The organism is Aminiphilus sp. (assembly GCF_029975095.1).
Classification (GTDB): Bacteria; Synergistota; Synergistia; order Synergistales; family Aminiphilaceae; genus Aminiphilus.
This window is the reverse complement of sequence record NZ_JARKPW010000040.1, coordinates 1-10,012: the sequence shown is the minus strand read 5'-3', so window position 1 is coordinate 10,012 and position 10,012 is coordinate 1. Positions and strand designations below refer to the sequence as shown.

The window sequence follows — 10,012 nt, the reverse complement described above, 5'->3', positions numbered from 1 at the left end:
GGAGTGGCGTATTCCATCGCAGAAGACGCTTGCAATACCTGATCTCTTGACACTTTTTCGAATCCCGTGTATGATGCTCCCCGCCGTGTATCGCGAGTCGTTAGCTCAGCAGGTAGAGCACCGGACTTTTAATCCGGGTGTCGTGGGTTCGACTCCCACACGACTCACCAGGAGAGGTCCCATCGTCTAGTGGCCTAGGACACAGCCCTTTCAAGGCTGCGACACGGGTTCGAATCCCGTTGGGACCGCCATTTGCCGGTGTAGCTCAGCAGGTAGAGCAGCGCACTCGTAATGCGCAGGTCGGCGGTTCGAGTCCGCCCGCCGGCTCCATTTTCAAGCCGTTGATCACGGCGGAAGATCCTGGCGGATGTGTAGCGGTGTATCGTGAGCACATGAAGAAACCCCTCCTTTGCGGAGGGGTTTTCGTGTTTACGGAGTCGGCTCCGTTGCCGAATCCGTTCTTGCGCGAAAAGCCCTTTTCGAAGCCGTTCTGCCTGCGGTCGGATTTGGGGTAAGGGACGTGTTTCCGCAATGGAGTGTGCTCGCTCGCGGCAATGTTTCGCCGATGCATTCCCGGCCTGGGGAATGCAACACGACGTGAGAGAAAGGATTTGACGTCATGACCGAATCGCACCAGAAACGACTCCTTTTCGCCCGCCACGGGGAGACGGAATGGAACAATTCGTTTCGTTATCAGGGGAGAAGCGACATTCCGCTCAACGAGGCAGGGAGGGAGCAGGCACGTCGCCTGGCGCGTCGGGTTGCCGCCTGGAAGCCGGAAGTGATCGTCGCGAGTCCTCTCGACAGAGCGCTGACCACGGCGCGTCTTCTCCAGGAAGCGTGCGGGAGCGATACGACGCTTCTGGTTCGCGATGGGCTTGCGGAAATTCATTTCGGCGAGTGGGAGGGGCTGTCCGTTCTTGAGGTGCGGGATCTCTACGGTTCGCTCTATCGTCGATGGAGGGACGATCCCGTCGGAGTGGTTCCTCCCGGTGGAGAATCCTTCGAGGATGTTTTGCGGCGAGTCGGAGACGTGATGCAGGAGCTTTTGGAGAGCACTTTTTCCCGCATCTGTTTTGTCTGTCACGGAGGAACCATCAGGGCTGCCGTCACCGCTCTCCTCAAACTCCCCTCGTCTTTTGCCTGGCGTATGCGTCTTGACAACTGCGGTCTGGTCGGCATCGATGTGTGGGGAGATCACGTGATGCTCGGCTTCCTGAACGATGCGCTACATGTGCGGACCGGGGACGAGATCCTCCTCCCCATTCCGGAATGACTGATGGCGCTTCGCGCGTTCTCCTGCTACAATCGTCCGGGAGACGACGACGCTGTTTTCCGGCGCCCCGAGAAGGAAGTGGCAGTATGAACGATGAAGCGCATCGGAGAGATGACGCAGGTACCGAGGGAGCGCCTCTCCGCCTCTCCAGGGAAGAGGAATCTCGACTGTGGGTTCTTGCGAAGTCTGGTAATGACGAAGCCCGGGAACGCTTGATTCTCACCTATCGCTCGTTGGTATTCTGGTTGGCGAAGAAATTTCACGTGTCCAGAGCCTCTTTTCCGGATATGATTCAGGAGGGTATGCTGGCGCTTATTGATGCGGTGGACCGTTTCGAACCTGAAAGAGGCTTTCGTTTCGCCACCTTCGCGTACTACCGCATTCGGGGAAAAATGGTGAACTTTCTGCAGCGGGTGGAGGCCAGAGCACCTATTCCGGTGGATGAGGACGAACATGTCCAGGTCGAGGAAACGGATCAGGATCGGCTGGATTGGGCGATTTCCCTTGAGGAGGGGCTGGCGCGACTTCGGGGACGCGAAGCCGAGGTGGTGCAGGCGCTTCTTGTGGAGGGTGAAAAGGCACGGGTCTATGCCAAGGATCAGGGAGTGGACGTGAGCCACATTTACAAAATCCAACGAAAAGCGATGGCGAAATTGCGTGTCCTTCTCGGCATAGACGAACCACAAACGGACTCTCGAAGGGGATAAACTCAGAGCAGGATATACTTCCTGACTCCCCTGGACGGACGAGAGAGTGGTAGTCATGGAACAGAACGTACGTCGGATTTCCAAATGGATTGAGCGGTGTGCTCTCGCGTGCAGGCTCAAGAAATGGCCCGAAGCGCTGCTGGAGATCGAATGTGCCAGGGCGGAACTTGAGACGGTCAGAAGTGGTCTGTGGGAACGCGCCGAGGAAGAATCTCTCGGGAGAGTGCGTGTTTCTTCGCGGGAATGGGTGTTCCCCTTTCGGGTCGCTCTGGTGGGAGGTCTGCTGCTTTTGTGCGCGGCTCTTCCCCTTTCCACGGAAGATCCGGGATTTTCCGCGTATTCCGTGGCGAGGAATTCCGTGACGGTGCTCGAATTCGTAACACCCGACGAAAGAGATCTTCTTCGGGCGATGCGTTCTTCCCTGAGCGAGTGGGCGGAGCGGAGCGGAAGTTCAAGCGGGACCGATGTGCCTCTTCGGGCGAAAAGCACGGTTGCCGCCGTTCCCCGAGAGGTGGAACGAGCTGTTCCAGCCCGGGGGACGACGCCATCCACGCTTCTTGTCGTGCGGGAGCGCGCAGAGGAGAAGGAAAAAAGAGGGACTGTTCCTCTGGAGGATGTTCTGGCCCTGGTGCAGAAAGGGGAACGTGCCCTGCGGGAAACGGCGGTCCCTGTGGTGGAGGAGAGCGGAGAGACCTCGGCCCCTTGAGTGCGGATCCGTAGGGATTTCTCCGGAGGTGTGCCCCGTCGTTCGGGATAAGGGAATTTTTCTGGGGGGGAGTGGGTTTCGGGTGCGGCGAAAAACGCCATACGTCTTTCTCATGACAATGCTGCTGCTCTTGGAGGTTTGCGTGGGGTGGGCGGCGGAGCCTGTCGTCACAGGGCTTTCCGTCGAGGGAAACCAGCAGGTGGTTTCCCAGCATATCCTTGCCACGGTGAGTACCAGAATCGGCGAACCGCTGGATCGGGAGCAGCTCCGGAAGGACGTGGAGGCCATCTACGGCTTGGGATTCTTTGCCGTGGTGGATGTGCAGCTCGTTCCACAGGCGGATGGTGTTCAGGTCGTCTATGTGGTCAGGGAAAACCCCATGGTGAAGGACATTCGCTTCTCGGGGAACACGATCTATTCGTCGGAGCAACTCCTGCGCGTCGTCTTCACTGCTCCGGGGACCATCTTCAACCGGGTCTTCTTCCAGAACGACCTGCAGCGCATTCGGGAGAAATACCAGAAGGACGGTTATGTCCTTGTGCGGGTGGAGGACGTCCAGATCGAGGATGGAATCATCAAGGTCCGCATCCTCGAACCGCGTGTGGGGGACATCATCATCCAGGGCAACAAGAGGACCAAGACCTACGTCATCGAGCGGGAGATCAAGCTGAAAAAGGGTGATCTCTTCAACTCCACGATACTTCGGCATTCCCTCAACAAGCTTCAGGGAATGGGCTACTTCGAGGATGTGAACGTCGGCTTCGAGCCCTCGGAGACGCCCGATGAGGTGACGCTCGTTCTCACCGTGGAAGAGCAGAAGACCGGACGGGTCACTTTCTCCATCGGCCACGGATCCCAGAGCGGATGGAGCGGGGGGCTCGGCTACGAGGACAACAACTGGCAGGGATTGGGCCACCGTGCCTCGGTGGGCTTCGAGACGGGCGATCGGGAGCAGTACTGGCTCAGCTACGAGGAGCCCTATATGGACGAGTCCCACTACGCCTGGCGTGCTGGCGTCTACAAGCGCAAATGGATCGATCAGGATCGGTACAACGATGACGGCTCCTTCAAGGTGCGTTACGACCAGGAGAAGCAGGGGATCTACTTCGGAGCGGGCAAGAAGTTCTCCCATGATTCCAAGCTGAGCTGGTATCTCACGGCGGACTGGCACGAGAACGAGATCCGCGTCATCTCCGGCGATTTCGACGACACGGACTACATCCGGGGGCATCTCCTCGCGGGAAAGAACTTCTCCCTCACGGGAACGCTCCAGCGGAACAACGTCGATCCCTACCTGTCCTATCCCAAGGGGGACATCGAGTCCCTCAACGTGGAGCATGCCATGGAGGCGCTCGGTGGCGAATTCAGCTACACCAAGTACTGGATCGAGGGAAAGTACTACACGCCCGTGAGAGGCTTCGAAAAATACATCGACACGTTCGGCGCCATTACGGAGGACAACCCGGTGATCTTCGCCGCCCGAGTCCGGGCGGGATTTTCCTCCGGAGAAATCACCTGGGCGGAACAGTATTTCCTCGGTGGATCCAACACGCTCCGAGGCTTCAAGGACGACGAATTCGAGGGCTCGGAGATGTTCCTGGCGAACCTGGAGCTGCGGATTCCCATGGAAAAGGCCTTTTCCCTGGCGGTTTTCTACGACACGGGGAACGCCTGGAAAGACGACAAGAGCTTCAGTTTCTCCGATCTCCAGGATGCCTGGGGTGTGGGCGTGCGCGTTCGGACGCCTCTGGGAAACATTCGCCTCGACATTGCCGAGGGAGCGGATGAGACGCGAACGCATTTCGGATTCGGAGAGCTGTTCTAGGTCGCTGCGGAATGACGTCGCCGAAGAAGGACGGCGCCGTTCCGCGGTGAGAGGGAACGCTTTCTCCGCCGCAAAAAGCAGAAGGGCTGCGGCTGCATCTGGGCTCGCAGCCCTTCTGCTGCTCGTGGTGTTCACGGGGCCCGCCTTTTGCGGTGTGGCCGTGGAGGGGCTTCCGGAGTGGCTCGAACGGGTGGCTCTCCGGAGTCTCACGGTGGTGTGGGACGAAGTTGCCCCTCGCCCGGTGGAGGCAGCGGAAAAGGAAAGAGTCCTTTCCCTCGTCGCGTCCCGCCTCTTTCAGGGATATGCCGTCCGGAATGCCCGCGTGCACGGAAACGACGCGCGCATCGTGCTCCAGGCAGCGACGGAGTCGCCTTTCGAATGGAGTGTGGCACTCGCCTACGGAAACCTTCCTTCACCGCCCGCGGAATGGCTTGCGGAGGACACGGCGGCTCTCGTTCCTGCCGTTGCAGGTGCATTGGAGGGTGTTCCCCTCGAAGCGCTTTCCTGGGGGGACGAGGCTTTTCGGGAATTCGTCCGGGATCTTGCCCGGGAGGCATTGCCGGGATGGGACGCCATCCCCTTGGTTCGTTTGCGGGAACGCGGGGCACAGCTTCAGATACAACTCGTTCCGCGTCCTCCGTTGGTGCTCGCGCTCGTTCCGCGGCTCCGTTCGGCAACGTTGCCGCTCATGTTGCGGAAGGATCTTCACGAGAAGCTTCTGATGGATCTTTCCTCTCTCGCCGGATTGCCCGTGCCGTGGGTGGAGCGCCATCGCGACGATGTCGAGAGATGGGCGGGAGAGGTTCTCGCCGAGAGGAATACCGTTCGGAACGCTCGAGCCAGGGTGGATGTGGCCTTTGTTCCCGAAACACTTGCCCCTCTCGATGTTCGTGTGGAGAGTGGGAAATACGCCATTGCCGCCTGGGTGGCGGCGTATGCGGGGACCGACGATCGTTACGGCGAGATCGGCCTCCATCTCGGAAGAAAGGCGCAGCCCTGGTCCGGCTGGGAAGTCGAGCTGTATGGAGAGTGGATCGCCGCATTGAACGATTTCGCGGTGGAAAGTCGTTGGGGGGTCCGCTGGTCGCCCTGGGGTGAGGCCTGGCTCGGCGCGGAAGTGGCGTATCCGGGAGAAACGTTGTGGTGGCGGCTCTGGATTGACGGAGCGAAGCCGGGACGTCCCTACCTGTGGTGGCGGTGGAGCGAAGACTACGGCAACAACGGTGGAGTGGGATGGCGGCTCACGGAGCACCTCTCCCTCGAAGTTCATTACGACGAACGCGACAAAGACGAGGTGAGTCTTCGTGCAGTGGGAAACCTGTAGTCCTCCGGTGCGGTGCGCCGTGTACACGCTTGCGGAATTGGCGGGACGGGTCGATGGCGTCCTTTGGGGAGACGGAATGTCGTCCGTTCGGGGGCTCTGCACTCCCCGGGAGCCTCGGGAGGAGCACTTGGCCGTGGTGTGGCGTCGGGAGTTTCTCGAAGGACTCCCCGAAGACGTGCCCGTTCTCGTTCCCAAGGGGTGGCTTTCCTCTTCAGGCGCGACACGGAACGGTATCGAGGTGAAGGATCCCCGCCGGGCCATGATCGCCCTTGTCCCCTGTTTCTTTCCGGCTCTACATCGCTTGCCCGGAGTACATCCCACAGCCGTGGTGCACGCTGCGGCAAGCGTTGCTTCCACGGCTTTCGTCGGTCCCTGTTGCGTGGTGGCGTCCGGTGCACGTATCGGGGAACATGTCGTGCTCGAGGCGCAGGATTACGTGGGAGAGAACGCGGTGATCGGCGACGGAACGCGAGTCGCCCCTCTTGTTTCGATCTGTGGCGGAGTTCGAGTTGGAAAGAACTGCAGGTTTCATTCCGGAGTCGTTCTGGGTGCGGACGGTTTCGGTTTTATCCAGGACGAGCGGGGGGAGCAGCTCAAAATCCCTCAGGTGGGCTCCGTGGAGATCGGCGACGATGTGGAAATAGGGGCCTGTTCCACCGTGGATCGGGGCACTCTTGGAAACACCGTCGTCGGGTCTGGAACCAAAATGGACGATCACGTCCACGTGGGACATAACGCCCTGGTGGGAAAAAACTGCATTCTGGTGGCCTTTACGGGGATCGCCGGAAGCGCGGTGCTGGGCGACGGTGCGATTCTGGCCGCTCGAAGCGGTGTTGCGGAACACGTTCGGGTGGGGGAGAAGGCCGTTCTTGCGGCCAATGCAGGTGCGACGAAGGACGTCGCCGCAGGAGCACTTGTCTCGGGGTTTCCCGCCCGGGATCACAAAAAGGAGCTGCGCATCCAAAGTGTTCGGGGACATCTTCCTGAACTGATGGAACGCCTCCGTGCCCTGGAGAAGGAAGTCAAAGCCACGTCGGAACGGGTACAGGCCCTGTCCGTCCGGGAAGATGGGACCGGGGCCTCGGCCCCGGATTCGGGAAACATGGAAAAGTCCGAGGGCGATGTCCCGTGAGTTTCGGAGGATCCCTGCGTCATGCCGTGGAATTTTCCGGAACGGGGCTCCATTCCGGAGAGTCCGTCCGTGTTCGGGTTGCGCCGAACGGAGGCAAGGGCATTCGAATCGGTTCCGGAGGGCGTTTTTTTGCGCTGGAACAGGGAATTCCCAACGGCGACGGTCGGGGAAGCCGCGTTTTCTTTCCGGGTGATCCACCCTTCCAGGTGCTCACGGTGGAACATCTTTTTGCGGCGGTGGCCGGTCTCGGCATCGGGGATATCGACATGGACGTGGAGGGAGGCGAAATTCCCGTTCTCGACGGGAGCGCCCTTCCTTTTGCAGAGATGCTTTACGAAGCTCGGGAAATGTCCCCGGCGGATTCCCGCAGCCCGGAAAGAGGCTGTTTACGTCCTTTCGCACCCATCGTCGTGACGGGATCGAAAGGGGATCGCCTCATCACCGCATCTCCCGCGGAAACGGCGCGGGTCACCTATGTGCTCGACTATGCTCATCCTCTCGTGGGAACCAGTATCTTTTCCTTCGCGCTCGGCGACGCTGAAGCCTTTCTCTCGGAAGTGGCCGGGGCGAGAACCTTCGCGCTCCTGTCGGAGGTGGAGGGACTGCGTTCCCGGGGACTCGCCAAAGGAGGCTCTCTGGAGAACACGGTGGTGGTAGGGGACGATGGCCTGCTTAACCCCGAGGGGTTGCGTTTTCCCGACGAATACGTGCGCCACAAGGTCGTCGATCTTCTGGGGGACCTTCTTTTGCTTGGAATGCCTCTCCATGCGCATGTCGTGGCTCTTCGGGCGGGGCACGCCCTGCATCTCGAATTCGTACGCCGTTTGCGCCGTTTGGCCGCAGCGGCTCACTTCAGGGGATAAAGAAAACGGAGGGTTCGCTCCGTTCGTGATATTGGGAGCGTGAAGAAATCAAGTCTCGTGTCGTCGGGAGGTCGAAGGTCGTGGATATCGGAGAGATCATGGAACGTCTTCCCCATCGCTATCCTTTCCTGTTGGTGGACCGTATTTTGGAATGCGACGAAAACCATGTCGTCGGACTGAAGAATTTCACCATGAACGAGCTGTTTTTTCAGGGACATTTTCCCGGCGAGCCCGTCGTGCCGGGGGTTCTTTTGCTGGAAGCCATGGGACAGGTCGCCTCCATGCTCGTGAAGAACCTTCCCGGAGGGGATGATCTCGTGGCCTATCTCACCAGCGTTGACGAGGCCAAATTCCGCAGACCCGTTCGTCCCGGGGACCAGTTGATCACCGAGGCGAAGGTCGTCAAGGTGAGAGGGCGGCTCGGCAAGGTTTCCACCGTTGCAAGAGTGGACGGTGCTCCCGTGGCCGAGGCCGTGTTGGGGTTCGTGCTTTCCAGAAGTCTCCAGCAGAAGGGACAGGATGAAGAATGAGTGTCTCCGTGCACCCGACGGCGATCGTATCGACAGAAGCCGAACTCGGGGAGAACGTGTCTGTGGGTCCCTACTGTATTGTGGACGGTAAGGTCCGCATCGGTGCGGGAACGGTTCTGAACGCTTTTGTCCGGATTCGGAACTTTGTTGAAATAGGCGAAGGGTGTCGCCTGGAGGAGCATGTGACGCTCGGAGGCGAGCCTCAGGATTTCGGTTTCAAGGGTGAAGAGACCTGGGTCCGCATCGGATCCGGTGTGGTGTTCCGCGAGAACGTGACGGTACATCGCGCCACGGGAGAGGGAAACAGCACCATCGTTGGAGACCGGGCCTACCTCATGGAAGGATCCCACGTAGGGCACAACGCCCGGGTCGGAAACGACGTGGTGCTCGCGAACAAGGTAGGGCTTGCGGGATATGTCACCGTGGGAGATCGTGCCGTGCTCGGCGGCATGGCGGGAGTGCACCAGTTCGTCCACATCGGGCGGTTCTGCATGATCGGCGGTCTGTCCAAGATCGTCAAGGACGTTCCTCCCTTCACCATGGCCGACGGCCGTCCGGCGCGCCTTTTCGGGCTCAACAAGGTCGGGCTGCGGCGGAACGGTTTCGATGCCGCCGCGAGGGGGCATCTTCTCTCCCTGTACAAAGAGCTGTATCAATCGGGTCTCCCCTTCCGCAAGGCCTGTGCCCTTCTGGCAGAGAAAGCCGCAGAAGATTCCTTCGTGGAGGAGATTTCCGCCTTCGTCGCCGCCTCCAAGCGGGGGCTCACGTCCTGGGCCTCTTCGGGGCGCCATTCCGGTGCGGGAGAAAGACATCCCGATGATTAGGCTCTTCGCCCTCGACGTGGACGGAACGCTCACCGACGGCGGAGTCTGGATGGACGGGTGCGGCAACGAGTGGAAGCGCTTCGATATTCAGGACGGCATGGGCATCGTGCGGCTTCGGACCTCCGGTGTGGAGGTCGCCTTTCTCAGCGGTCGCCATTCCGCCGCGACGGCCCAGCGTGCCGCCGATCTCGGCGTGAAGCGGTGCGTCAACGGAGTGTTGGAAAAGCTTCCCGTCCTGTGCCGGATCGCGGACGAGCTGGGGCTTGCGCCTGAAGAAGTGGCGTTCGTCGGAGACGATGTGAACGACATCCCCTGCCTGCGCTGGTCCGGTTTGGGTATCGCCGTGGCGAATGCCCGTCCTGAGGTCAAGCGGAACGTCCGTTTCGTTACGAGTGCGGCGGGTGGATTCGGGGCGGTGCGGGAGGCGGCGGAGCATGTCCTTTTCCTGAATGCAAGGGAGAAGGACGCAGTGGATTCCGCGGACGGAATCCACGCCGGTTCCACCCCGGAGGAAACGGAGGAGCGGTGAGCATCCTGCGCTGGGGAAAACGGAGGATTCTGGACCGTTATGTCGTCTCGGAGATGCAGAGCGCCTTCGTTTTCGGCATCCTCATCTTTACCGTTCTCTTTGTCGCCGGGGGCGTTCTCTTCGAAATCGCGGACCTCATCATCGAGCGGGGCGTTTCTCTGTGGGTGGTGGTACGGCTGTTTCTGTACAGGCTTCCCTCGGTGGTGGTGGTGGTCATTCCCCTTGCGTCGCTCCTGGCCACGCTGCTCACCTTCGGGCGGCTCTCCGCATCGAGCGAACTCGTGGCCTTGAAGGCG

Annotated in this window: 11 protein-coding genes and 3 tRNA genes; all 14 read left to right on the top strand. The window is 60.3% G+C overall.

What is annotated here, in order from left to right; all coding sequences use genetic code 11:
• The first annotated feature begins 94 nt into the window (after positions 1-94).
• Positions 95-170, top strand: a tRNA-Lys gene (locus Q1K49_RS02745).
• A 5-nt stretch (positions 171-175) separates the two neighbouring features.
• A tRNA-Glu gene (locus Q1K49_RS02740) sits at positions 176-251 on the top strand.
• A gap of 3 nt (positions 252-254) precedes the next feature.
• A tRNA-Thr gene (locus tag Q1K49_RS02735) sits at positions 255-330 on the top strand.
• A gap of 289 nt (positions 331-619) precedes the next feature.
• Positions 620-1,276 carry a histidine phosphatase family protein gene (locus tag Q1K49_RS02730; protein WP_300522511.1) on the top strand — a complete coding sequence of 219 codons (657 nt, stop codon included), beginning with the start codon at positions 620-622 and terminating at the stop codon, positions 1,274-1,276.
• A gap of 86 nt (positions 1,277-1,362) precedes the next feature.
• A complete protein-coding gene (locus Q1K49_RS02725) occupies positions 1,363-1,983 on the top strand; it encodes a sigma-70 family RNA polymerase sigma factor (protein ID WP_300522508.1) in 621 nt (206 codons plus the stop codon).
• 55 nt (positions 1,984-2,038) lie between these two features.
• Positions 2,039-2,689, top strand: a complete 651-nt coding sequence (locus Q1K49_RS02720) for a hypothetical protein (RefSeq protein ID WP_300522506.1) — start codon at positions 2,039-2,041, stop codon at positions 2,687-2,689.
• Between the two features lie 82 nt (positions 2,690-2,771).
• Entirely contained in the window at positions 2,772-4,514 is a 1,743-nt protein-coding gene (locus tag Q1K49_RS02715) for a BamA/TamA family outer membrane protein (protein WP_300522503.1), read from the top strand.
• Positions 4,515-4,560: 46 nt separating this feature from the next.
• On the top strand, positions 4,561-5,838 hold the full coding sequence (locus Q1K49_RS02710; RefSeq protein WP_300522501.1) for a hypothetical protein: 1,278 nt from the start codon (positions 4,561-4,563) through the stop codon (positions 5,836-5,838).
• The gene (gene lpxD / locus Q1K49_RS02705) at positions 5,819-6,970 is read left to right on the top strand and encodes a UDP-3-O-(3-hydroxymyristoyl)glucosamine N-acyltransferase (RefSeq protein WP_300522500.1); all 1,152 of its coding nucleotides are present in this window, start codon (positions 5,819-5,821) and stop codon (positions 6,968-6,970) included. The genes Q1K49_RS02710 and lpxD overlap by 20 nt, the downstream gene beginning before the upstream one ends.
• Positions 6,967-7,833, top strand: coding sequence for a UDP-3-O-acyl-N-acetylglucosamine deacetylase (gene lpxC / locus Q1K49_RS02700; RefSeq protein WP_300522498.1), 867 nt, complete (start codon positions 6,967-6,969; stop codon positions 7,831-7,833). The genes lpxD and lpxC overlap by 4 nt, the downstream gene beginning before the upstream one ends.
• Before the next feature lie 80 nt (positions 7,834-7,913).
• Positions 7,914-8,363 (top strand): 3-hydroxyacyl-ACP dehydratase FabZ, encoded by a 450-nt coding sequence (fabZ, locus tag Q1K49_RS02695; RefSeq protein ID WP_300522496.1) that lies wholly within the window; start codon positions 7,914-7,916, stop codon positions 8,361-8,363.
• Entirely contained in the window at positions 8,360-9,187 is an 828-nt protein-coding gene (lpxA, locus tag Q1K49_RS02690) for an acyl-ACP--UDP-N-acetylglucosamine O-acyltransferase (protein WP_300522493.1), read from the top strand. The genes fabZ and lpxA overlap by 4 nt, the downstream gene beginning before the upstream one ends.
• On the top strand, positions 9,180-9,716 hold the full coding sequence (locus Q1K49_RS02685; protein ID WP_300522491.1) for an HAD family hydrolase: 537 nt from the start codon (positions 9,180-9,182) through the stop codon (positions 9,714-9,716). The genes lpxA and Q1K49_RS02685 overlap by 8 nt, the downstream gene beginning before the upstream one ends.
• On the top strand, positions 9,713-10,012 hold a 300-nt coding region (locus Q1K49_RS02680), incomplete at its 3' end, for an LptF/LptG family permease (RefSeq protein WP_300522488.1). The genes Q1K49_RS02685 and Q1K49_RS02680, both read left to right, overlap by 4 nt.

Excerpts from the sequence above, each read along its gene's own strand:
- Q1K49_RS02730 (WP_300522511.1), top strand. The coding sequence starts at position 620 with ATGACCGAATCGCACCAGAAACGACTCCTTTTCGCCCGCCACGGGGAG.
- lpxA (WP_300522493.1), top strand. The coding sequence starts at position 8,360 with ATGAGTGTCTCCGTGCACCCGACGGCGATCGTATCGACAGAAGCCGAA.
- Q1K49_RS02720 (WP_300522506.1), top strand. The coding sequence starts at position 2,039 with ATGGAACAGAACGTACGTCGGATTTCCAAATGGATTGAGCGGTGTGCT.
- Q1K49_RS02725 (WP_300522508.1), top strand. The coding sequence starts at position 1,363 with ATGAACGATGAAGCGCATCGGAGAGATGACGCAGGTACCGAGGGAGCG.
- Q1K49_RS02685 (WP_300522491.1), top strand. The coding sequence starts at position 9,180 with ATGATTAGGCTCTTCGCCCTCGACGTGGACGGAACGCTCACCGACGGC.